The sequence below is a fragment of the Streptomyces sp. 15-116A genome, from assembly GCF_025290915.1.
Taxonomy (GTDB): domain Bacteria; phylum Actinomycetota; class Actinomycetes; order Streptomycetales; family Streptomycetaceae; genus Streptomyces.
The window spans coordinates 1-22863 of the sequence record NZ_JAOCQE010000058.1; the positions used below are offsets into that span (position 1 = coordinate 1).

A 22863-nucleotide genomic window follows, 5' to 3' on the forward strand; every position below is an offset into this window, starting at 1 on the left:
GGCCGGGCGGGACGGGCGGCCGGGCCGCGCGCTCCACCTCGGCGCGTTCGGCCGCGTCGAGCTTGACGGGCCGGGCGGGCCGTTCGGCCGGCGGGCAGGGCTCTATCTCGCTGCCGTCGACGGGGTTGACGGTGAGCAGGAAGTCGCCGGAGACGAGCTGCACCGTGCGGGCGAGCGCGGGCGCGTGCTGTCCGAAGTCGGATGTGAGGGAGTCCCGGGGCGGGCGCGGGCGCGGTGCGTCGCCGTCACCGTGCCGGCCGTACTCCTCGGGTCCCGGATTGTTCGGGTCCATAGGTACCTAGCCCCCCAAAAGCGTCGTGTGCCCGAGTCCGCGGATGAGGACCCAAAGCCCCTCCCGGCCTTGCTGTGCACACCGCGCTGTCGCTTCTGGTCCGGGCCCGCTCGAGGGTTGCAAGGCAGCGGGCAGCCGAACCCTAAACCTTCGCTCAGTATCTACGACAGTCCGGGGTACCGCGCCGCCCGAGACGTCACAGTCTCGTGAGGATTGTGCGGACCGCACGCGGCGGACCTCACGTCGAGGGGCTCACCGGCGGGCCTCACACCCGGGGCAGGGTGTCCACCCCGATGCCCCCCTCGATCGCCAGGATCCGGTGCAGCCGGGTGGCCACCAACAGGCGCTGCATCTGCGGCGGTACGCCGCGCAGCACCAGGCGCCGGCCGCAGCGGCCGGCCCGCCGGTGGGCCCCCATGATCACCCCGAGTCCGGTGGCGTCCCAGGAGTCCAGTTCGGACAGGTCCAGCACCAGGTCGCCGACTCCGTCGTCGACGGCCGAGTGCAGGACCGTACGGGCGTCCGCCGCGCTGCGGACGTCGAGGCGGCCCCCGACGACCAGCTCGGCGTGGTCGCCCTTGATGTGCATATGCGCTCCCCGTGCCTGCGTTCCGTGCTCCGTGTGTTTCTGATGCCGGTGATGCAACCTCTGACTGCGTGGACGCCGTCGAGGTTGCTGGCTGTAAGCGAACCGATACCGAATTCACCCCGGCGTGTGATGCGCGCCGGGGTGAGGGCGATGTCAGTGCTTGTAGAAGCCCTGCCCGCTCTTGCGCCCGATGTCACCGGCGTCAACCATCCGGCGCATCAGCTCGGGGGCGGCGAACTTCTCGTCCTGGGACTCGGTGTAGATGTTGCTCGTGGCGTGCAGCAGGATGTCGACGCCGGTCAGGTCCGCCGTCGCCAGCGGGCCCATGGCGTGGCCGAAGCCCAGCTTGCAGGCCAGATCGATGTCCTCGGCGCTGGCCACGCCCGACTCGTACAGCTTCGCGGCCTCGACGACGAGGGCGCAGATGAGGCGGGTGGTGACGAAGCCGGCGACGTCGCGGTTGACGACGATGCAGGTCTTGCCGACGGACTCGGCGAACTCCCGGGCCTTGGCCAGGGTTTCGTCGCTGGTCTTGTAACCCCGTACGAGCTCGCAGAGCTGCATCATCGGCACCGGCGAGAAGAAGTGGGTGCCGACGACCCGCTCCGGGTGCTCCGTCACGGCCGCGATCTTGGTGATCGGGATGGCGGAGGTGTTGGAGGCGAGCACGGTGTCCTCGCGGACGATCTTGTCGAGGGTGCGGAAGATCTCGTGCTTGACCTCGAGCTTCTCGAACACGGCCTCGACGACGACGTCGGCGTCCGCGCAGGCGTCCAGGTCGGTCGTCGTGGTGATCCGGGCGAGGGCGGCGTCGGCGTCGTGCGCCTCCATCTTGCCCTTGGCGACGAACTTGTCGTACGACGCCTTGATGCCGTCGGTGCCGCGCGTGAGCGCCTCGTCGGTGACGTCGCGCAGGACGACGTCCCAGCCCGCCTGAGCGGAGACCTGGGCGATGCCGGATCCCATGAGACCGGCCCCGATGACGGCGAGCTTGCGTGCCACTGTGCGACTCCCCTGATACGCGCTGTCGTTGTGCTCTCGGGCGGACACTAGCGCCCGTGAGGGGCCGTGTGGCGGGTTAGTAACGCGCGTCACGTCTCAAATGACGGACGTCACACCGCCACGGCTCAGCGGGCGCCCCGGACGGCGTACTTGAGCACCTTCCGGCTCAGCAGCGCCTCCATCTCGTCCAGCAAGACGAGCGCCTCGCGGGAAACCTCGGAGGGCCGGCCGCCGGCGAGCATGCGCTCGCCGATGGTGGCGAGGAGGGTTCCGTGGAGCCAGTTGATCTGACCGGCCATCAGCCGGGGCAGGGTGTCGTCGTCCCCGGCGCCGGTCTCCTCCCGCAGGGTCCGCTCCAGGTTCAGCAGGACCTCCTGCCCGATGGCCCACATCCGGGAGCGCAGCGTGGGCGAGTCCTGAATGACGCGCATGAACTGCGCGCATCCATCCATCAGTCCGATACGGGGCGAGACGGACTCGACCTCGTCCCGCAGCTCCCGCAGCACGGCCTGGGCGGCGGACACACTCACCGCGGTGGGGCAGAAGGGGGTCTCCTTGACCGGTAAGCAGTTGTTGCCGGCATTGACGGAGACGTCCGCCACGTCTGTCACACGGCCACCATGACGGCCACGACGCCCCGCTCGACGAACAGCCCAGAATCCACCACGTGCGACCGGGTCTGCCCGGCGGCAACCCGCCGACCTGACCTGTCATGGCTACCCCTTTGAGTGCGCCGGCACCGTCGAAGCCGTCCGGGGCATCGACCTCACCGTCCGCGAGGGGGAGATCGTCGGTCTGCTCGGGCCCAACGACGCCGGAAAGACCACCACCCTGCGCATGCTCACGACCCTGCTCGCACCCACCGGCGGCGCGGCCACCGTCGCCGGGCACGACCTGTCCTGCGACCCGGCCGGCGTGCGGCGGGCACGGTTCGCCTTCGTCGCGCTGCTCACGGTCTCGCTGGCGGCGCTGTCGTACGCCTGGCGATGCGGATGGAGACGCCGGGGACCTTCGGGCCCGCGATCAACGCGCTGACCATGCCGTCGATGCTGCTGTCGGGCCTGATGCGCCCGATGACCCTGGGGCCGGCCTGGCTGGACGTCCTGTCCCACCTGATGCTGTTCCGCTATCCGGTGGACGCGGTGCGCGACGCCTACGTGGGCTCCTACGCGACGGCCCACATGCTGTACGGCAGCCTCGTGACTGTCGGTTTCGTGGTGCTCGCCGTGACAGTGGGCACACGAGTCTTCCGGACGGCCGGAGCGTAACTAGGCTGGTCGCATGGTCAATCTGACGCGCATCTACACCCGCACCGGCGACAAGGGCACCACCGCGCTCGGTGACATGAGCCGGGTCGCCAAGACAGATCTGCGGATCTCCGCGTACGCCGACGCCAACGAGGCGAACGCGGTGATCGGTACGGCGATCGCGCTGGGCGGGCTGGAGGAGGAGGTCGTCGCGGTCCTCACCCGCGTCCAGAACGACCTGTTCGACGTGGGCGCGGACCTGTCGACGCCGGTCGTGGAGAACCCGGAGTTCCCGCCGCTTCGGGTGGAGCAGTTCTACATCGACCGGCTGGAGGCGGACTGCGACCGCTTCAACGAGCGGCTGGAGAAGCTCCGCTCCTTCATCCTCCCGGGCGGCACCCCGGGCGCGGCCCTGCTCCACCAGGCCTGCACGGTCGTCCGCCGCGCCGAACGCTCGACGTGGGCGGCGATGGAAGCACACGGCGACACCATGAACCCCCTCACCGCCACCTACCTCAACCGCCTCTCCGACCTGCTCTTCATCCTGGCCAGGATCGCCAACAAGAAGACGGGCGACGTGCTGTGGGTGCCGGGCGGGGAGCGCTGAGGAGACGGGTCTTTCTGCCGAGTCCGGGGGTCGCCCCCCGGAAGATGCAGCATCCTGGCCAGGATCGCCAACAAGGAGACCGGTGACGTGCTGTGGGTGCCCGGTGGGGAGCGCTAGGCTCGGCGGGCTCGTGCCCACTGGTACAGGCCGAACAGGGCCTCCAGGGCTCCCAGGCACATCAGGACGATCCCGACCTTCGGCGGGCTGATCACCGGCATGTCCACTCCCCCGGTGAACAGCCACAGCACCAGCCCGACCACCAGCGTCACGGCCCCCGCCACGAGGTCCTTCACCGGCTTGGTCATCCCCCCACACGCTCCTTCCGCACCGCCTGCTCGGTGTCCGGTTCCTGGCCGGCCGGGCTCTTCCTCGGCCAGATCCAGTAGGACAGCGCCACGATGCCGTGGATACCCGCCGCCCGCCAGGCCGTGGAGCGCCAGCTCTCCAGGGACGTGACACGGCTCGGGTCGTCGACGTACCAGATGGCGGCCTGGAGCAGCACGGTCGCGACCGCGGCGGCCAGCAGCGTGCCCAGCCACACCTTGGTCTCGTGGCGAGCCCTCGCGTATCCGAAGCGCGGTGGCCGGACCAGTGGGCGGCCCTCGAAGCGGTGGGCCGCGTGGCCGTCCAGCCACTTCACCGTGCGGTGGCCGTGGCCCACCGTGTAGCCGATGTAGAGCGCGGCGAGGCCGTGCGTCCAGTTCGGTTCGGCGCCGTTCTTCAGGTCCACCGCGGTGGCGACCAGCAGGACGACCTCCAGCAGCGGCTCGCACAGCAGCAGCGCCAGGCCGGTGCGCGGCATCTTCAGCACGTACCGGAAGCCCAGCCCGGCGGCCAGCAGCACCCAGAAGCCGATCTCGCAGGCGGCGATCAAGGCGACGATCACGGTTCGCTCCTCTCGGTCACCCTTTCAGGCTCCCGGGCGAATCGGCCGGATACGTCGTCGCCGCCGACGAACTCGCCGTACATCGAAAGATGCAGTCCACGACCGTCCCGCGGCATCACGCGACGGCTGCGCACACCGTGTTGGATGGTGCCATGGCCGTACGACTCCCCCGCCCCCACCGCTTCGACGTGTGGGCCGCGCTCGCCGGGCTGCTCGGCGGACTGCTGCTGTGGGGCTTCGGGCTGGGCCTGCGGAAGCCCGACGATCCGATCGTGCTCCTCGACGGCCGCTGGCCCCTGCTCGTCCCGCTCGTGGTGCTCGCCGGCTGTGAGCTGCTGCGCCGCAGTGCCCCGCGCACCGGCCTGTTCATCGGCACCCTGGCGCTGGTCGCCGACCTGTTCACCCAGGGAAACATCGCCACGATCGTGATGTACACCGACCTGATGTACGCCGCCGTGCTGTACGGCCCGCCCTCCGCCGCCCGCCGTCTTCCGTGGATCACCGGCGTGCTCACCCTCGCCGGGATTCTGGTGCCGTACGCCGTGTGGCGGGTGCCCGAAGCGCTGCTGATCGGTGTCCTCATCGGCGGCGTCTTCTTCACCCCCGCATCGACCGGCCTCATCGTCCGCAACCACCGCGAGGCCGCCGACGCGGCGCTCCTGCGCGCCGAACAGACCGCGCTGCTCGCCGAGATGGACCGCACCCAGGCGGTCACGGCCGAACGCGCCCGGATGGCACGGGAGTTGCACGACATGGTCGCCAACCACCTCTCCGCCATCGCCATCCACTCCACCGCCGCGCTCTCCCTGGACGACGAGCGGACCTCCCGCGAGGCCCTCACCGTGATCCGGGAGAACAGCGTGCAGGGACTGTCCGAGATGCGCCGCCTGATCGGCATCCTGCGCGACGGCGCCGACGACCGGGAACCCGCGGCCACGCCCACCCTCGACGGCCTCGCCGCCCTGGTGGACGGGGCCCGCGCCAACGGCCTGGACGTCACGCTCGACGCCGAGCACGACTCGGTGCCGGCGCCGGTGGAGCTGGCCGCGTACAGGATCGTGCAGGAGTCGCTGACCAACGCCCTGAAGCATGCCGAGAAGGGGCGGGTCACCGTGTGGCTGCGGCAGCGCGACGGCACCCTGGACCTCAGGGTGACCAGTCCCTACGGCGGCAGGGACGCGCCGCGCGCGCCGGGCTCCGGTGCTGGTCTCGTGGGGATGCGGGAGCGGGCCGGGCTGCTGCACGGCACGTTCGACGCGGGCCCGGAGGAGGGCCCGCACGGCAAGATCTGGACCGTACGGGCCACCCTGCCCGTCACCGACATCGACACCGCACAAGGAGCCAGCGAATGATCCGCGTCCTGGTCGCCGAGGACCAGTCCGCCGTCCGTGCCGGACTGGTGCTGATCCTGCGCAGCGCGCCCGACATCGACGTGGTCGGCGAGGCGGGGGACGGCGAGGAGGCGGTGGCGCTGGCCCGGGAACTGCGGCCGGACCTGGTGCTGATGGACATTCAGATGCCGCGCCTGGACGGGGTGTCGGCGACCCGGCAGGTGGTGTCGGAACAGCTCGCCGATGTGCTCGTGCTGACTACCTTCGACCTCGACGAGTACGTCTTCGGCGCCTTGCGGGCGGGCGCCGCGGGGTTCCTGCTGAAGAACACCGAGGCGAAGGACCTGATCGCGGCGGTGCGGACGGTGGCGGGCGGCGAGGGGATCGTCGCCCCGGCGGTCACCCGGCGGCTGATCGCCGAGTTCGCGGCGAAGCCGGCGGCGCGGGAGCCGTCGGTCGATCCGGCGGTGCTGCAGTCGCTGACCCGGCGTGAGCGCGAGGTGCTGTCGTGTCTCGGTGAGGGGCTGTCCAACGCGGATGTCGCCGAGCGGCTCGACATGGCGGAGGCGACGGTGAAGACGCACGTCAGCCGCCTGCTGGGGAAGCTGGGGCTGCGCAGCCGGGTGCAAGCGGCGGTGCTGGCGCAGGAGTTGGGGATCTGAGCAACCCACGAGGGTAGTGGTCCAGACCTATTGACCCGTGGTCCAGACCTTTCTATTCTCGCGGCACTGCGGGCGTGAAGGCTCAGTCATGCCCCCACCACACTCCCCATAAGGAGGCGCATGATGCGCTTCAGACACAGAGTCGCGGCAGGGCTCGCGACCCTGGCACTCCCCCTCTCCGGCCTGGTCGCCCTCGCGAGCCCCGCCCAGGCGGCCACCACCGCGACCGCCACCTACGCCAAGACCCAGGACTGGGGCTCCGGCTTCGAGGGCAAGTGGACGGTGAAGAACACCGGCACCACGACCATCAACTCCTGGACCGTCGAATGGGACTTCCCCTCCGGCACCAAGGTCACCTCCGCCTGGGACGCCACGGTCACCAACTCCGGTGACCACTGGACCGCCAAGAACCTCGGCTGGAACGGCACCCTCGCCCCCGGGGCGTCCGTCACCTTCGGGTTCAACGGCAGCGGCTCCGGCTCCCCCACCGGCTGCAAGCTCAACGGCGGCAGCTGCGACGGCGGCCCCGAGGTCCCCGGCGACGCGGCCCCCTCCGCGCCCGGCACCCCGACGGCCTCGAACATCACCGACACCTCGGTGAAGCTGTCCTGGTCCGCCGCCACCGACGACAAGGGCGTCAAGAACTACGACGTCCTGCGCGACGGCGCCAAGGTCGCCACCGTGACCTCCACCTCGTACACGGACACGGGCCTGACCAAGGGCACCGACTACTCCTACACGGTCCAGGCCCGGGACACCGCAGACCAGACCGGCCCGGCCAGCGGCGCCGTCAAGGTCCGCACCACCGGCACCCCGGACGAGCCGCCGCCCACCGGCGACCAGGTCAAGCTCGGCTACTTCACCAACTGGGGCGTCTACGGACGCAACTACCACGTGAAGAACCTGGTCACCTCCGGCTCCGCCGCGAAGATCACGCACATCAACTACGCCTTCGGCAACGTCCAGGGCGGCAAGTGCACCATCGGTGACGCCTACGCCGACTACGACAAGGCCTACACCGCCGACCAGTCCGTCGACGGCGTCGCCGACACCTGGGACCAGCCGCTGCGCGGCAACTTCAACCAGCTGCGCAAGCTGAAGGCCAAGTACCCGCACATCAAGGTGCTGTGGTCGTTCGGCGGCTGGACCTGGTCCGGCGGCTTCCCCGACGCGGTGAAGAACCCGGCCGCCTTCGCCAAGTCCTGTCATGACCTGGTCGAGGACCCGCGCTGGGCCGATGTCTTCGACGGCATCGACCTGGACTGGGAGTACCCGAACGCCTGCGGTCTGAGCTGCGACACCACCAGCGCGAAGAACGCCTTCAGCTCCATGATGAAGGCCATGCGCGCCGAGTTCGGCAGCAACGCCCTGGTCACCGCGGCCACCACCGCCGACGCCACCGACGGCGGCAAGATCGACGCCGCCGACTACGGCCCGGCCGCACAGTACATCGACTGGTACAACGTGATGACGTACGACTTCTTCGGCGCCTGGGCGAAGAACGGGCCGACCGCCCCGCACTCGCCGCTGACCTCGTACGCCGGCATCCCGCAGCAGGGCTTCAACTCCGCCGAGGCGATCGCCAAGTTCAAGGCCAAGGGCGTCCCGGCGAAGAAGCTGCTGCTCGGCATCGGCTTCTACGGCCGCGGCTGGACCGGCGTCACCCAGTCCGCCCCCGGCGGCACGGCCACCGGCCCGGCGACCGGCACCTATGAGGCGGGCATCGAGGACTACAAGGTCCTCAAGAACAGCTGCCCGGCCACCGGCACGATCGCCGGCACCGCCTACGCCCACTGCGGCAGCAACTGGTGGTCGTACGACACCCCGGCGACCGTGAAGTCGAAGATGGCCTGGTCCAAGACCCAGGGCCTGGGCGGCGCCTTCTTCTGGGAGTTCAGCGGCGACACCGCGAACGGTGAGCTGGTGAGCGCCATCGACAGCGGCCTGAAGTAACCCCACGAGCCCAGCCCGCCCCACCCGCCCCGCGCGCAACCCCTCCGGGAACTGCGCGCGGGGCGCACTCATGCGCCCGCACGCCCCCGGCGTGCGCGCAAGGGGACCTTCGGCCCTCCGACCCAGGTCCAACAGCCGGTCGCCACCGGGCATGCCTCGGGAACACTTGAGATCACCGTCGGATGGATCACCGGCCGACGGCACAGCTCAGAGAAGATCCATGGGGGGCACGACCATGACGCACAGTCCCGGCACGGCAGGGCTCGACCAGAACCGACACGGCACCAGCGGCGCGGCATCCCTAGGCACCATCGCGGGCGCCGTGCTGGCCGCGTTCCTCACCGCCTGGTCACTTCACATCTCCGTGACGGTCAACGAGGAGCACCACACCGTCGTCAACGGTACGGACAGCCCCTACGCGGGCGACGTCTGTCCCGTCCTCACCAGGGCCGGTGTCTAGGCCACGTTCACGCGCTGACCGGGCGGGGCTGCCTCGAGCCACGCGAGAAATCCGGTCAGCGCGTCTTCGCTCATCGCGAGCTCGAGGCGCGTGCCCCGGTGCAGACAGGCGAGGATCACCGCGTCGGACAGCAGCGCCAGCTCCTCCTCGCCCTCGGGGACGCGGCGGCCGGCCACCTCGATCGCGGAACGCTCCAGGATGCGGCGCGGGCGGGGGGCGTAGGAGAAGACCCGGAACCACTCGACCCGGTCGCCGTTGTAGCGGGCCACGCCGTAGGCCCAGCCCTTGCCCGAGCCGTCGCCCTGCTCGGGGGCGTCCCAGCGCAGGCTGCAGTCGAACGTTCCGCCGGAACGCTGGATCAGCCGGCGACGCAGTCCGAAGACGAAGAGCCCCACCACCACGAGCGCCACGACAATTCCGCACACAGTCAGAGCGAGGACCATCGACACCGACCTCCTCGTCTGCCTAGATAACGGAACGTAAAAATCATCCATATCTGCCTCAGCCGCGGCCGGCTCCGGATCACTCCGGTGCCGACCGCGGCTGAGTTACGTCATGACACCGCTTGGTGTCAGCGCGCCGCCGAAGCCGCGCGCAGTCGGACGTCCGCGCGGCGCTCGGCCACGGTGTCGTCCTCCGCCTTAGCGCGGGCCAGCTCCTGCTCCGCGCGCTGGACGTCGATCTCGTCGGCCAGCTCGGCGATCTCCGCCAGCAGCGACAGCTTGTTGTCCGCGAACGAGATGAAACCGCCGTGCACAGCGGCCACGACCGTCCCACCGTCACTCGTACGGATGGTCACCGGGCCCGACTCCAGCACACCGAGCAGCGGCTGGTGACCGGGCATGACGCCGATGTCGCCGGACGTGGTGCGCGCGACGACCAGGGTGGCCTCGCCGGACCAGACCTCTCGGTCGGCCGCGACCAGCGCGACGTGCAGCTCAGCAGCCAAGGTGGCTCCTCGGGTCACCACCCGGCTCTCCTGCCGGGTGTTAGGTACAAGTCTAAGGGGCGTGACAGAAGGGGCGGGACGAGCCCGCCCCCTCACGTGTCACACAGGCACCGGGGTCAGGAGACGCCCAGCTCCTTCGCGTTCTTCTTCAGGTCCTCGATGCCACCGCACATGAAGAACGCCTGCTCCGGGAAGTGGTCGTACTCACCGTCGCAGATCGCGTTGAACGCGGCGATCGACTCGTCCAGCGGCACGTCCGAACCGTCCACGCCGGTGAACTGCTTGGCGACGTGGGTGTTCTGGGACAGGAAGCGCTCCACGCGACGGGCACGGTGGACGACGAGCTTGTCCTCCTCGCCCAGCTCGTCGATACCGAGGATCGCGATGATGTCCTGGAGGTCCTTGTACTTCTGCAGGATGTTCTTCACGCGCATGGCCGCGTTGTAGTGGTCCTGCGAGATGTAGCGCGGGTCCAGGATCCGGGACGTGGAGTCCAGCGGGTCCACGGCCGGGTAGATGCCCTTCTCGGAGATCGGACGGGACAGAACCGTCGTCGCGTCGAGGTGGGCGAAGGTGGTGGCCGGGGCCGGGTCGGTCAGGTCGTCCGCGGGGACGTAGATCGCCTGCATCGAGGTGATCGAGTGACCACGGGTCGAGGTGATGCGCTCCTGGAGGAGACCCATCTCGTCGGCCAGGTTCGGCTGGTAGCCCACCGCGGAGGGCATACGGCCGAGCAGGGTCGACACCTCGGAACCGGCCTGGGTGAAGCGGAAGATGTTGTCGATGAAGAACAGCACGTCCTGCTTCTGCACATCGCGGAAGTACTCCGCCATGGTCAGACCGGCCAGGGCCACGCGCAGACGGGTGCCCGGGGGCTCGTCCATCTGACCGAAGACGAGCGCGGTCTTGTCGATGACGCCCGACTCGCTCATCTCGTCGATGAGGTCGTTGCCCTCACGGGTGCGCTCGCCGACACCGGCGAACACCGACACACCGTCGTGGTTGTTGGCGACGCGGTAGATCATCTCCTGGATGAGCACCGTCTTGCCGACGCCGGCGCCGCCGAACAGACCGATCTTTCCACCCTTGACGTACGGGGTGAGAAGGTCGATGACCTTGACGCCGGTCTCGAACATCTCGGTCTTCGACTCGAGCTCGTCGAAGTTCGGCGCCTTGCGGTGGATCGGCCAGCGCTCACCGTCGTAGGAGGCGTCGACGTTCAGCACCTCACCGAGGGTGTTGAACACCTTGCCCTTGGTGAAGTCGCCGACCGGCACGGTGATCGGGGCGCCGGTGTTGACCACCGGGGCCTGGCGGACCAGACCGTCGGTGGGCTGCATGGAGATGGCGCGGACCAGGCCGTCACCCAGGTGCTGGGCGACCTCGAGGGTCAGCGTCTTCTTCTCGCCCGCGTTCGCCGGGTCGGAGACCTCGACGTGCAGAGCCTGGTAGATGTCCGGCATCGCGTCGACGGGGAACTCCACGTCGACGACCGGGCCGATGACCCGGGCGACGCGGCCCGTAGCCGTCGCGGTCTCAACAGTGGTGGTCATTATCGGTCACTCCCCGCGGTCGCGTCGGCCAGGGCACTGGCGCCACCGACGATCTCGCTGATTTCCTGGGTGATTTCGGCCTGGCGGGCCTGGTTGGCAAGCCGGGTGAGAGTCTCGATGAGCTCGCCCGCGTTGTCGGTGGCCGACTTCATCGCGCGCCGCGTGGCGGCGTGCTTCGAAGCGGCCGACTGGAGCAGCGCGTTGTAGACACGGCTCTCCACATAGCGCGGCAGCAGGGCGTCGAGGACGTCCTCCGCCGAGGGCTCGAAGTCGTACAGCGGCAGGATCTCGCCCTTCGGAGCAGCCTCCTCCGCGACCTCTTCGAGGCGCAGCGGAAGCATCCGGGAGTCCACCGCCGTCTGCGTCATCATCGAGACGAACTCGGTGTAGACGATGTGGAGCTCGTCCACGCCGCCCTCCGCCGTGTCCTTCTCGATGGCCTCGATCAGCGGGGCCGCGACCTTCTTGGCGTCCGCGTACGAGGGCTCGTCGGTGAAGCCCGTGAACGACTCCGCGATCGTGCGCTCACGGAAGTTGTAGTGGGCGACACCGCGCCGGCCGACGATGTACGTGTCGACCTGCTTGCCCTCGCGCTCCAGGCGCTCGGTCAGCTGCTCCGCCGACTTGATGGCGTTGGCGTTGAAGGCGCCGGCCAGACCGCGGTCGCTCGTGAGGAGCAGGACCGCGGCACGGCTCGGGTTCTCCGCCTCCGTGGTCAGCGGGTGCTTGGTGTTCGAACCGGTACCGACCGCCGTGACCGCGCGGGTCAGTTCCCGCGCGTACGGCGTGGAGGCCGCCACCTTGCGCTGCGCCTTGACGACGCGCGAGGCGGCGATCATCTCCATCGCCTTCGTGATCTTCTTGGTCGCGGTGACGGATCGGATGCGACGCTTGTAGACCCGGAGCTGGGCTCCCATGAGTCAGGTCCCTTCCTTACGTCACTTGGAGGCGCTGGTCGCCTTCGGGGCGGCCGGCGTGTCCTCGCCGAGCAGCTTGCCGTCGCTCGTCTCGAACTGCTTCTTGAAGTCCGCGATCGCCTCGGCCACGGCCTGCAGGGTGTCGTCGGACATCTTGCCGCCCTCCTTGATGGAGGTCATCAGGCCCTGCTCCTTGCGGTGCAGGTACTCCAGCAGCTCCTTCTCGAAGCGGCGGATGTCGGCGACCGGCACGTCGTCCATCTTGCCGGTGGTGCCGGCCCAGACGGAGACGACCTGGTCCTCGGTGGCCATCGGCTGGTACTGGTCCTGCTTGAGCAGCTCGACCATGCGCTGACCGCGCTCCAGCTGCGCCTTGGACGCGGCGTCCAGGTCGGAACCGAAGGCGGCGAACGCCTCCAGCTCACGGAACTGGGCGAGGTCCACGCGCAGACGGCCGGAGACCTGCTTCATCGCCTTGTGCTGCGCGGAACCACCGACTCGGGAGACGGAGATACCGACGTTCAGCGCGGGGCGCTGACCGGCGTTGAACAGGTCCGACTCCAGGAAGCACTGGCCGTCGGTGATGGAGATGACGTTGGTCGGGATGAACGCCGAGACGTCGTTGGCCTTGGTCTCGACGATCGGCAGACCCGTCATCGAGCCGGCACCCATGTCGTCGGAGAGCTTCGCGCAGCGCTCCAGCAGACGGGAGTGCAGGTAGAAGACGTCACCCGGGTAGGCCTCACGGCCCGGCGGGCGGCGCAGCAGCAGCGACACGGCACGGTAGGCGTCGGCCTGCTTCGACAGGTCGTCGAAGATGATCAGGACGTGCTTGCCCTGGTACATCCAGTGCTGGCCGATGGCGGAACCGGTGTACGGCGCCAGGTACTTGAAGCCGGCCGGGTCGGACGCCGGGGCGGCGACGATGGTCGTGTACTCCAGCGCGCCGTTCTCCTCCAGCGCGCGGCGGACCGACGCGATGGTGGAGCCCTTCTGGCCGATGGCGACGTAGATGCAGCGGACCTGCTTGTTCGGGTCGCCGGTGCGCCAGTTGTCACGCTGGTTGATGATCGTGTCGACGGCCAGGGCGGTCTTGCCGGTCTGGCGGTCGCCGATGATCAGCTGACGCTGACCACGGCCGATCGGGGTCATGGCGTCGACGGCCTTGTAGCCGGTCTCCATCGGCTCGTGCACCGACTTGCGCTGCATGACCGTGGGGGCCTGCAGCTCGAGGGCGCGGCGGCCCTCGGTCTCGATCTCGCCGAGGCCGTCGATCGGGTTGCCGAGCGGGTCGACCACTCGGCCGAGGTAGCCCTCGCCGACCGCGACGGACAGAACCTCGCCGGTGCGGGTGACCGGCTGGCCCTCCTCGATACCGCTGAACTCACCGAGGACGATGGCACCGATCTCGCGCTCCTCGAGGTTGAGGGCGAGGCCGAGGGTGCCGTCCTCGAACTTCAGCAGCTCGTTGGCCATGGCCGAGGGCAGGCCCTCGACCTTGGCGATGCCGTCGCCGGCAAGGGTGACCGTACCGACCTCCTCGCGCGAGGCCGCGTCCGGCTTGTACGACTGGACGAAGTTCTCCAGCGCGTCCCGGATCTCCTCCGGCCGGATCGTGAGCTCCGCCATCTGAGTTCCCTGCTCTCCTTGTTGGGCCCGAAGTTTCACTTTGGGGGGATGGGGACTCCCCCCAACAGGAGGTGAATCCTCTGCACGGCCCAACCAGGGCCGTAGGTACGTACTGCGTTCTGCGTATGAAATTGCTGCTAGCTCGCCAGCCGGCGGCTCGCGTCTTCCAGCCGGTCCGCGATGGAGCCGTTGATGACCTCGTCGCCGATCTGCACCCGGATCCCGCCGACGACCCCGGGGTCGACGTCGAGGTTGAGGTGCATCTGGCGGCCGTAGAGCTTCGCGAGGGCGGCGCCCAGGCGCTGCTTCTGCGTGTCGCTCAGCGGCACCGCGGAGGTGACGACGGCCACCATGCGGTTGCGGCGGTCGGCGGCGAGCTTGGACAGGGACTCCAGTCCCGACTCCAGGCTACGTCCCCGGGGCGCGGTCACAAGACGCGTCACCAGACGCTCGGTGACCACGTTCGCCCTGCCCCCGAGCAGGCTGCGCAGCAGCTCGCTCTTGGCGGAGGCGGTGGCCTTGCGGTCGGTCAGGGCGGAGCGCAGCTCGGTGCTGCCGGAGACGATCCGGCCGAACCGGAACAGCTCGTCCTCGACGTTGTCGAGCGTGCCCGCCTGCTGGGCGGCGGTGAGGTCGGCGAGGTTCGCCAGCTCCTCCAGCGCGTCCACCAGGTCGCGGGACTGCGACCAGCGGGAGCGCACCATGCCGGCCACCAGGTCCACGGCCGAGCCGCTGACCTGCGAGCCGAGCAGGCGCTGGGCCAGCTCCGCCTTGGCCTCACCGGCCTGCGCCGGGTCGGTGAGGACCCGACGCAGCGACACCTCGCGGTCGAGCAGCGCGGTGACGGCGGCCAGCTCGTCGGCGAGCGAGCCCGCGTCCACGGACGTGGAGTCCGTCAGCGCGTCGAGACGCTCACGTGCGGCTGCCAGGGCCTCGCGGCTCGCTCCGTTCATCGTGCGGCCTCGGCCTTCTGGTCGAGCTCGTCGAGGAAGCGGTCGATCACGCGGCTCTGCCGGGCGTGGTCCTCGAGGGACTCGCCGACGAGCTTGCCGGCCAGGTCGGTGGCGAGCTTGCCGACGTCCTGACGCAGCGCGGACGCGGCGGCCTTGCGGTCGGCCTCGATCTGGGAGTGACCGGCGGCGATGATCTCCTCACGCTGCCGCTGGCCTTCCGCACGCATCTCGGCGATGAGGGCGGCACCCTGCTCCTGCGCCTCCTGGCGCAGACGCGCGGCCTCGTGCCGGGCCTCGGCGAGCTGTGCCTTGTACTGCTCAAGGACGCTCTGGGCCTCGACCTTCATGGCCTCGGCCTCTTCGATACCGCCTTCGATCGCCGCGCGGCGCTCTTCCAGAACCTTGTTGATGTTCGGGAGGAGCTTCTTCCAGAAGAAGAAGAACACGATGGCGAAGGCGATGGTGCCGACGAGCAGCTCGGGCCCCGGAGGAACGAGCGGGCTCTGCTCTTCCTCGGCCGCCAGCTGTACCAGGTTGGCGATCACATCAGTGCCTTTCGTCGAAAAGTGTTGGGCAGCTAAGGCTTAGCGACCGAACACGAACGGCATGACGATGCCGATGAGGGCGAGCGCCTCACAGAAGGCGAAGCCGAGGATCTGGTTGGCACGGATCAGGCCGGCGGCCTCGGGCTGGCGGGCGAGCGCCTGGGTGCCGTTACCGAAGATGATGCCGACGCCGATGCCGGGGCCGATGGCGGCGAGGCCGTAGCCGATCGAACCGAGGGAGCCGGTGACCTCAGCGGCAAGCTGCACAGCGGACATGCTGTTTCTTCCTTCTCTTTGCGGACCGGTGGGGGTTGGCCACCGGACGACTGGGGGTTTACAGGCGGGGTGGGCTCAGTGGTGCTCGGCGAGAGCGCCCTGGATGTACGAGCAGGCCAGCAGTACGAAGACGTACGCCTGGACGGCCTGCACGAAAAGCTCGAAGAGGATCATGGCGATCGTCATCGCGAAGGAGACGCCGGCCGCCGGGATCATCCAGCTGTTCAGCAGGTACCAGGAGGCGACGGTGAACATCACCAGCATCAGGTGACCGGCGAACATGTTGGCGAACAGTCGCACCGCGTGCGTGAACGGCCGGACCAGGGTGTTCGAGAAGAACTCGATGATCATGACCAGCGGCAGCACCGCGCCGAGCGACTTGTCGTAGCCGGTGAGGTTCTTGAAGCCGCCCACGAAGCCGTGCCGCTTGAAGGTCAGCGACATCCACAGGATGTAGACGACGGCCGCCAGAACGATCGGGTACGCGATGATCGACGACACCGGGAACTGGGCCAGCGGGATCACGGACCAGATGTTCATGATCCAGATGAAGAAGAACAGCGAGACCATGAGGGGGACGTACTTCTCGCCCTCCTTCTTGCCGAGGGTCTCGTAGACGATGCCGCGGCGTACGAAGTCGTAGCCGGCCTCGCCGATCATCTGAACCTTGCCCGGAACCACCTTGGCCTTGCCGAAGGCCGCGTAGAAGAAGGTGATGACGAGGGCGGTGGTGATGAGGGCAAGCAGCATCACCTTGTTGAACTCGAACCCTCCAACCGTGGCGATCGGCTTGAAGAGGAACGAGTGCAGGCCCGGAGCCGGAAAACCACACCCGTTGTCGGACATGATCCGACAGCTCCAGTCAAAGGCGAGCTGGGTCTGGTCAGCACTCACCGCGGACTCCTTCGGCGTGACGCATAGGTACGGCAACCTCGTTGTGTCGGCGCGGCGCGCAGCCGCGGGTCGGCACCGGACTGGTGTTACGGATGTGGGGGCGGCTGAGGGGCATCGAGCCTCGCGATTGAGCAGGCGTCAGCTCAGATGCCCGCGCCCGCGATGCCGCAGTTGGCACCGGACGATAGCAGGAGTTGTCACCGGCCTTTATCGCGCCCCTACTCGTCACGACGGCGGCCCTGTCTTCTCGGGCTTCTCACTCTTCGCTGAGTCCGGGTCGACGTAGAAGATCTTGGCCTTCATATGCGCACGAGCCTGTGCGGCCATCCACACGACGGTCGCGACGACGAGCGAGATCGCGAACGCCTTCGCGTTGAAGAGAGAGGTGTCCTTGAAGAGGGCGACGAAGATCAGAAGCAGCAGAAGCTGAGCGACGTAGAGCATCAGCCCCATGGCCTGGAACAGCTGCGGCAGCGACTTGGCGGTCCACTGGAGCACGTACAGGCCGATCCCCATGAACAGGATCGCGAGGACCGCGCCGATCGCCGCGCCGAGCGCACCCTTGCCGCCGGCCACCGCACCGCTGACGGCGACGGCGACCGCACCGGCAGCGGCTGTGGGCACAGCACACTGCAGTAGGTTCCGGACGTCATTGGACGGCATGGCGGCAACTCCGCTTTCACAGGGGGCAGGGGTGTCGTCATGGACGAGCGTAGTCCCCCGGGCTGAGTGTGAATTCCTCACACCAATGGGCCGTCGCACTGCGGCCCTTCGGCTCTATCCGGGGTTCTCGTGAACGGTATCACAAACTATTTGATGCAGTCTTTACCTGCCGGGTGTGCTGACTGTCACACATGAGAGTGAATGCGCGCGTGTGAGCGAGAACCGGGGCGAGTTGTCTGGTATTGGGCGGTTGGTACACCCAAAGCAGACCCATCGGGGTCCCACGACTTGGCAATGCTCTAGGCGGATTCTTACCTTGACCGTGATGCGGGCCCTTACCGGGAGCTGCCCGCCTTGCGGCGGTCGGCCAAGCGTGCGCGGTGGCCCACCGCGGTCGCGCCGTTGACGCCCGAGACCCCCGCCGCGACCGGCGCGCGGTGGGCCGGGGCGTCCTCCAGGGCGTCCGGGGACTGCGCGCCGGCCGGTGTCGACGCCTCCGGGGCGTGGGCCGGGGTGCGGCGGGCGCGGCGGTAGCGGGGCGGGACGAAGGCTTCCATCCAGCGCGGGGTGCGCGGGGTGAAGCGCGGCAGCAGAAGCAGGACCAGGCCGATCGCGCTGAGGAAGACGACGCTCAGGACGATCCACATCGACGCCGAGTTGACCGAGTAGGCGAGCGCGCCGAAGGCGATCAGCGCCGACCAGAAATACATGATCAGCACCGCGCGGCTGTGGGAGTGGCCGATCTCCAGCAGCCGGTGGTGCAGATGCCCCCGGTCCGCCGCGAACGGCGACTGGCCGCGCCAGGTGCGCCGCACGATCGCCAGGATCAGGTCGGCCGCCGGCACCGCGATGATCGTCAGCGGCAGCAGCAGCGGGATGTACACCGGCACCGTCTGGTGCACGGCCTCCTTCTCCGAGCCGACGTACAGGTTCAGCGCGTCCGGGTCGACCTGGCCGGTGACCGAGATCGCGCCGGCCGCGAGGACGAGGCCGATGAGCATGGAGCCGGAGTCGCCCATGAAGATCCGCGCCGGGTGCATGTTGTGCGGCAGGAAGCCCAGGCACATGCCCATGAGGATCGCCGAGAACAGCGTCGCGGGGGCCGCGGCCTCGATGCCGTACGAGTACCAGATGCGGTAGGCGTACAGGAAGAACGCCGCCGCCGCGATGCAGACCATGCCGGCCGCGAGTCCGTCCAGGCCGTCGACGAAGTTGACGGCGTTGATGGTGATGACGACCAGCGCGACAGTGAGCAGGGTGCCCTGCCACTGGGTGAGCGCGACCGAGCCGACACCGGGGATCGGCAGCCACAGGATCGTGAGACCCTGCATGACCATCACGCCCGCGGCGATCATCTGGCCGCCCAGCTTGATCAGGGCGTCGATCTCGAACTTGTCGTCCAGGACACCGATCAGCCAGATCAGCGCGGCTCCGGAGAGCAGCGCCCGGGGTTCGTTGGACTCCTCGAAGAGCTGGCTGAGGTTGGTGAGGTGGTCGGCGACCAGCAGGCCCGCGCACAGGCCGAAGAACATCGCGATACCGCCGAGCCGGGGAGTGGGTTCCCGGTGCACGTCACGCGCCCGGATCTCCGGCATCGCCCCCGCCACGATCGCGAACTTACGCACCGGCCCTGTCAGCAGGTACGTCACCGCGGCCGTGATGCAGAGCGTCAGGAGGTATTCACGCACGGGCTTCCCCACAGGTCTCGCTGGCCATCACAGCCCCACACCCTAGCGATGCGCGCATATGAGTGGGGACTTCCGGGTAGCGACGATGGTTGCACGCGTGACTGTGTGCGTGAGTGCGTCTACCCCGACTCAGGCCGGGTACGGCGGGAATCCCGCGGCCAGTTCCCGCACCGCGCCGCGTGCGACGGCGGGGTCCGTGGAGCCTCTGAGCACCCCCGTGAGCAGGGCGGCGACCGTCTTCATCTCCCCCTCCCCCATCCCCTGGGTGGTGATCGCGGCCGTGCCGAGGCGCAGTCCGCGGGCGTCGGCGTGCGGAAGAGCACAGCAGTCCATGACGAGTCCGGCCGCCGCGAGCCGGCCGCGGGCGGTGCGGCCGTCGACACCGAGGGGGGCAGGGTCGGCGGTGATCAGGTGGGTGTCGGTGCCGCCGGTGGTGACGACGAGTCCCTCGGCGGCGAGCGCGGCGGCCAGCGCGCGAGCGTTGGCGACGACCTGATGGGCGTAGGCCGCGAACGCCGGAGTGGCCGCTTCCCCGAACGCGACGGCCTTGGCGGCGATGGTGTGCATCTGGGCGCCGCCCTGGGTGAAGGGGAACACGGCACGGTCGACCCGCTCGGCGAGATCGCTCCCGCACAGGATCAGGCCGCCGCGCGGCCCGCGCAGCACCTTGTGGGTGGTGGCGCACACGATGTCGGCGTACGGCACGGGGCTGGGCGCCGCTCCCCCGGCGACGAGGCCGATCGGATGCGCGGCATCGGCGATGAGATACGCGCCCACCTCGTCGGCGATCTCGCGGAAGAAGGCGTAGTCGATGTGCCGGGGGTAGGCGATCGACCCGCACACGATCGCCTTGGGGCGGTGGGTGCGGGCCAGTGTCCGCACCTGGTCGTGGTCGATGAGCCCCGACTCGGCGTCGACGCCGTAGCCGACGAAGTCGAACCACCGACCGGAGAAGTTCGCGGGCGAACCGTGGGTGAGGTGACCGCCGTAGGGCAGGCCGAGGGCGAGCACGGTGTCCCCAGGCCGCAGCAGCGCGGCGTAGGCGGCCAGCACGGCCGAGGACCCGGAATGCGCCTGCACATTGGCGTGCTCGGCGCCGAACAGCGCCTTGGCCCGCTCGACGGCGAGCCGCTCGGCGACGTCGACGATCTCGCAGCCGCCGTGGTGCCGGGCGCCGGGGTATCCCTCGGCGTACTTGTTCGCCAGCGGCGATCCGAGGGCGGCCAGCACGGCCGGCGAGGTGAAGTTCTCGGCGGCGATCAACTGCAGCGTGCTCGCCTGCCGCTCACGCTCCCCGAGCAGCACATCGGCCAGCTCGGGATCCTGCCGCCGCAGCACATCGCCCTCGAGGGCATGGGTGACCGTCATGGGGGACTCCCGGGACGTCGACGCTGACGTACGACCAATGTAGGCCCGCCAGCCGCACGACGCCCGAGTTGTTACACCGTGACCCCTGCCGTCTACCGCCGTGGGCAGTCGTCCCGCAGGGCGGGACGGGTGGGCACGGCCCTCAACGCCGGGTGCCCTCCCGGCAAGCGCCCACCTACGTACGCGCCGGTACCCCGGTCAGCGCCGTCACCACAGGGTCCAGGGCCTCGTGTATCTCGTCCCCGATCGAGCGGAAGAACGTCAGCGGCGCCCCGTACGGGTCGTAGACCTCGTCCGCCTCCGCCGTCGGTGCCAGGAGCCACCCGCGTAGAGCCGCCGCAGCACGCACCAGCGCGCGGGCGCGCATCACCAGGCCGTCCTCCAGCGGCGGCAGCGTCGCCGGGTCGATGGCGTTCACCAGGCGCGTGAACTCCTTCAGCGTGAAGGTGCGCAAGCCCGCGGAGTGCCCCATCGAGATGACCTGCGCCCGGTGATCCCGCGTAGCGGTCAGCACCAGGTCCGCCCGGATGACGTGCTCGTCCAGCAGCTCACGGCCCACGAAGCCGGAGGCATCCGCCCCGAACTCCGCCAGCACCGTCTCCGCGTGGGACTCCATCGGCGCGCCCTCGTGGCCCCAGGTGCCCGCGCTCTCCACGATCAGCCCGCCGCCCAGGATGCCCAGCCGCTGCTGCACGAAATGCCGGGTCAGCCGCTCGGTGATCGGCGAGCGGCAGACGTTGCCGGTGCTGACGTGGAGGATGCGGAAGGTGTCGCGCGGGAATCCGAAGGTCGTCGTCTGCTCCGCGCTGCTTTCCCCGTTGCCTATGCCACGCCCCGCTTCAGGGGCCGTCAATTCGCCACCTCGAGGTCGGGTACGACCTTGCGCAGCTCGTCCGGCGAGAGCGCTCCCTCACGCAGCAGAACCGGCACGGGACGCGTGACATCGACGATGGACGAGGGCACGTTGCCCGGGGTGGGACCGCCGTCCAGGTACACGGAGACCGAGTCGCCGAGCATCTCCTGCGCGGCGTCGCAGTTCTCCGGCGCCGGGTGCCCGGTCAGGTTGGCGGAGGACACGGCCATGGGGCCGACCTCCGTCAGCAGCTCGATGGCGACGGGGTGCAGCGGCATCCGCACCGCGACCGTGCCCCGGGTGTCCCCCAGGTCCCACTGCAGCGACGGCTGGTGCTTGGCGACCAGCGTAAGCGCGCCCGGCCAGAACGCGTCGACCAGCTCCCACGCCAGCTCGGAGAAGTCGGTGACCAGCCCGTGCAGGGTGTTCGGGGAGCCGATGAGGACGGGCGTGGGCATGTTGCGGCCCCGCCCCTTGGCGGCGAGCAGGTCGGCGACGGCCTCGGAGCTGAAGGCGTCCGCGCCGATGCCGTACACGGTGTCCGTGGGCAGCACCACGAGCTCGCCCCGGCGGACGGCGGAGGCGGCCTCGCGCAGACCGGTCGCGCGGTCGGTCGCGTCGTTGGTGTCGTATCGCCGAGCCATCTAGCGGGCCTCCTCGTACACGTGCTGCTGGGGTGGTGAAGTCTGCGGGACGCTCACGGCAGCGCCTTGCGCGCGGTGGCGAACCGGGGACGGTTGTTCAGGTCGGGATGGTCGGCGGCGTCGGTCCAGCCGCGGTCCTCCGCGAAGATCCACGGCACCTGGCCGCCCTGCGTGTCGGCGTGCTCCACGACGACCACGCCGCCGGGGCGCAGCAGCCGGTGCGCGGTGCGCTCCAGGCCCCGGATCAGATCGAGGCCGTCCTCGCCGGAGAACAACGCCATGCCCGGGTCGTAGTCACGGGCCTCGGGGGCGACGTACTCCCACTCGGTGAGCGGGATGTACGGCGGGTTGGAGATCACCAGGTCGACCTGGCCGTCGAGGTCGGGGAAGGCCGTCAGGGCGTCGCCCTGGCGCAGCTCGACCCTGGACCCCTCCATGTTCTTGCGGGTCCACACCAGCGCGTCCTCGGACAGCTCGACCGCGTACACGCGCGAGCGCGGCACCTCCTGGGCGAGCGCGAGCGCGATGGCGCCGGAACCGGTGCACAGGTCGACGATGCAGGGCTCCACGACGTCCATCGCGCGCACCGCGTCTATGGCCCAGCCGACCACCGACTCGGTCTCCGGCCGGGGCACGAACACGCCGGGGCCGACCTGGAGCTCCAGGTAGCGGAAGTAGGCGCGTCCGGTGATGTGCTGGAGGGGTTCGCGGGCCTCGCGGCGGGCGACGACCTCCCAGTACCGGGCGTCGAAGTCGGAGTCCTTCACGTTGTGCAGCTCGCCGCGCTTGACGCCGTGCACGAACGCGGCGAGCTCCTCCGCGTCGGTGCGCGGCGAGGGCACGCCGGCGTCGGCGAGCCGCTGGGTGGCCTGGGCCACCTCCGCGAGCAGCAGGTTCACGTG

General features: G+C 69.4%; 24 protein-coding genes and 3 pseudogenes. 6 read left to right on the forward strand and 21 right to left on the reverse strand.

The window, feature by feature from the left end; genetic code table 11:
• From N4P33_RS12950 to N4P33_RS12965, 4 genes and pseudogenes are all read right to left on the reverse strand, one after another.
• Positions 1-292, reverse strand: a pseudogene (locus tag N4P33_RS12950) (ATP-binding protein); the annotation flags it as partial.
• A 265-nt stretch (positions 293-557) separates the two neighbouring features.
• Positions 558-881 (reverse strand): STAS domain-containing protein, encoded by a 324-nt coding sequence (locus tag N4P33_RS12955; RefSeq protein ID WP_260826540.1) that lies wholly within the window; start codon positions 879-881, stop codon positions 558-560.
• Between the two features lie 153 nt (positions 882-1034).
• Positions 1035-1883, reverse strand: coding sequence for a 3-hydroxyacyl-CoA dehydrogenase family protein (locus N4P33_RS12960; protein WP_260826541.1), 849 nt, complete (start codon positions 1881-1883; stop codon positions 1035-1037).
• 125 nt (positions 1884-2008) lie between these two features.
• Positions 2009-2550, reverse strand: a pseudogene (locus N4P33_RS12965) (TetR/AcrR family transcriptional regulator).
• 35 nt (positions 2551-2585) lie between these two features.
• Between N4P33_RS12965 and N4P33_RS35565 the strand changes: the two are divergent.
• Together N4P33_RS35565 and N4P33_RS12980 are read left to right on the forward strand one after the other, a co-directional pair.
• A pseudogene (locus N4P33_RS35565) lies at positions 2586-3151 on the forward strand (ATP-binding cassette domain-containing protein).
• 13 nt (positions 3152-3164) lie between these two features.
• Complete coding sequence (locus tag N4P33_RS12980) at positions 3165-3737, forward strand: cob(I)yrinic acid a,c-diamide adenosyltransferase (RefSeq protein ID WP_260826543.1); 573 nt, start codon at positions 3165-3167, stop codon at positions 3735-3737.
• A gap of 113 nt (positions 3738-3850) precedes the next feature.
• On the opposite strand, the gene N4P33_RS12985 is transcribed toward N4P33_RS12980, so the two are convergent.
• Positions 3851-4042: a DUF5708 family protein gene (locus N4P33_RS12985; RefSeq protein WP_260826544.1), complete on the reverse strand. Its 192-nt coding sequence runs from the start codon at positions 4040-4042 to the stop codon at positions 3851-3853.
• On the reverse strand, positions 4039-4623 hold the full coding sequence (locus tag N4P33_RS12990; protein ID WP_260826545.1) for a hypothetical protein: 585 nt from the start codon (positions 4621-4623) through the stop codon (positions 4039-4041). Before N4P33_RS12990 ends, N4P33_RS12985 begins: the two co-directional genes overlap by 4 nt.
• Positions 4624-4775: 152 nt before the next feature.
• Between N4P33_RS12990 and N4P33_RS12995 the strand changes: the two genes are divergently transcribed.
• The 4 genes from N4P33_RS12995 (at position 4776) to N4P33_RS13010 (ending at position 9029) form a co-directional block, all read left to right on the forward strand.
• Entirely contained in the window at positions 4776-5975 is a 1200-nt protein-coding gene (locus N4P33_RS12995; RefSeq protein ID WP_260826546.1) for a sensor histidine kinase, read from the forward strand.
• Positions 5972-6616, forward strand: a complete 645-nt coding sequence (locus N4P33_RS13000) for a response regulator transcription factor (RefSeq protein WP_260826547.1) — start codon at positions 5972-5974, stop codon at positions 6614-6616. Before N4P33_RS12995 ends, N4P33_RS13000 begins: the two co-directional genes overlap by 4 nt.
• Before the next feature lie 123 nt (positions 6617-6739).
• The gene (locus tag N4P33_RS13005; protein WP_260826567.1) at positions 6740-8569 is read left to right on the forward strand and encodes a glycoside hydrolase family 18 chitinase; all 1830 of its coding nucleotides are present in this window, start codon (positions 6740-6742) and stop codon (positions 8567-8569) included.
• 235 nt (positions 8570-8804) lie between these two features.
• A complete protein-coding gene (locus N4P33_RS13010; protein WP_260826548.1) occupies positions 8805-9029 on the forward strand; it encodes a hypothetical protein in 225 nt (74 codons plus the stop codon).
• On the opposite strand, the gene N4P33_RS13015 is transcribed toward N4P33_RS13010, so the two are convergent.
• The 15 genes from N4P33_RS13015 to prmC form a co-directional block, all read right to left on the reverse strand.
• On the reverse strand, positions 9026-9472 hold the full coding sequence (locus tag N4P33_RS13015) for a DUF2550 domain-containing protein (protein ID WP_260826549.1): 447 nt from the start codon (positions 9470-9472) through the stop codon (positions 9026-9028). The genes N4P33_RS13010 and N4P33_RS13015 overlap by 4 nt on opposite strands.
• Before the next feature lie 128 nt (positions 9473-9600).
• Complete coding sequence (locus tag N4P33_RS13020) at positions 9601-9978, reverse strand: F0F1 ATP synthase subunit epsilon (protein ID WP_260826550.1); 378 nt, start codon at positions 9976-9978, stop codon at positions 9601-9603.
• A 116-nt stretch (positions 9979-10094) separates the two neighbouring features.
• Positions 10095-11531 carry a F0F1 ATP synthase subunit beta gene (gene atpD, locus N4P33_RS13025; RefSeq protein ID WP_260826551.1) on the reverse strand — a complete coding sequence of 479 codons (1437 nt, stop codon included), beginning with the start codon at positions 11529-11531 and terminating at the stop codon, positions 10095-10097.
• On the reverse strand, positions 11531-12448 hold the full coding sequence (locus N4P33_RS13030) for a F0F1 ATP synthase subunit gamma (protein ID WP_260826552.1): 918 nt from the start codon (positions 12446-12448) through the stop codon (positions 11531-11533). The genes atpD and N4P33_RS13030 overlap by 1 nt, the downstream gene beginning before the upstream one ends.
• Before the next feature lie 21 nt (positions 12449-12469).
• Positions 12470-14077: a F0F1 ATP synthase subunit alpha gene (gene atpA / locus N4P33_RS13035; RefSeq protein ID WP_260826553.1), complete on the reverse strand. Its 1608-nt coding sequence runs from the start codon at positions 14075-14077 to the stop codon at positions 12470-12472.
• A 137-nt stretch (positions 14078-14214) separates the two neighbouring features.
• A complete protein-coding gene (locus N4P33_RS13040) occupies positions 14215-15030 on the reverse strand; it encodes a F0F1 ATP synthase subunit delta (RefSeq protein WP_260826554.1) in 816 nt (271 codons plus the stop codon).
• Positions 15027-15575, reverse strand: a complete 549-nt coding sequence (locus N4P33_RS13045; protein WP_260826555.1) for a F0F1 ATP synthase subunit B — start codon at positions 15573-15575, stop codon at positions 15027-15029. Before N4P33_RS13045 ends, N4P33_RS13040 begins: the two co-directional genes overlap by 4 nt.
• 39 nt (positions 15576-15614) lie before the next feature.
• A complete protein-coding gene (atpE, locus tag N4P33_RS13050) occupies positions 15615-15851 on the reverse strand; it encodes an ATP synthase F0 subunit C (protein WP_260826556.1) in 237 nt (78 codons plus the stop codon).
• 75 nt (positions 15852-15926) lie between these two features.
• Positions 15927-16697 (reverse strand): F0F1 ATP synthase subunit A, encoded by a 771-nt coding sequence (gene atpB / locus N4P33_RS13055; protein WP_260826568.1) that lies wholly within the window; start codon positions 16695-16697, stop codon positions 15927-15929.
• A gap of 273 nt (positions 16698-16970) precedes the next feature.
• Positions 16971-17408 (reverse strand): hypothetical protein, encoded by a 438-nt coding sequence (locus tag N4P33_RS13060; RefSeq protein WP_260826557.1) that lies wholly within the window; start codon positions 17406-17408, stop codon positions 16971-16973.
• A gap of 335 nt (positions 17409-17743) precedes the next feature.
• Positions 17744-19096, reverse strand: coding sequence for an MraY family glycosyltransferase (locus tag N4P33_RS13065; protein ID WP_260826558.1), 1353 nt, complete (start codon positions 19094-19096; stop codon positions 17744-17746).
• 129 nt (positions 19097-19225) lie between these two features.
• Complete coding sequence (gene glyA, locus N4P33_RS13070) at positions 19226-20464, reverse strand: serine hydroxymethyltransferase (RefSeq protein WP_260826559.1); 1239 nt, start codon at positions 20462-20464, stop codon at positions 19226-19228.
• Positions 20465-20639: 175 nt separating this feature from the next.
• Positions 20640-21317 (reverse strand): protein-tyrosine-phosphatase, encoded by a 678-nt coding sequence (locus tag N4P33_RS13075; protein ID WP_260826560.1) that lies wholly within the window; start codon positions 21315-21317, stop codon positions 20640-20642.
• Positions 21314-21961, reverse strand: a complete 648-nt coding sequence (locus tag N4P33_RS13080) for an L-threonylcarbamoyladenylate synthase (RefSeq protein WP_260826561.1) — start codon at positions 21959-21961, stop codon at positions 21314-21316. Before N4P33_RS13080 ends, N4P33_RS13075 begins: the two co-directional genes overlap by 4 nt.
• A 53-nt stretch (positions 21962-22014) precedes the next feature.
• A complete protein-coding gene (gene prmC / locus N4P33_RS13085) occupies positions 22015-22860 on the reverse strand; it encodes a peptide chain release factor N(5)-glutamine methyltransferase (protein ID WP_260826562.1) in 846 nt (281 codons plus the stop codon).
• Between the last annotated feature and the right edge of the window lie 3 nt (positions 22861-22863).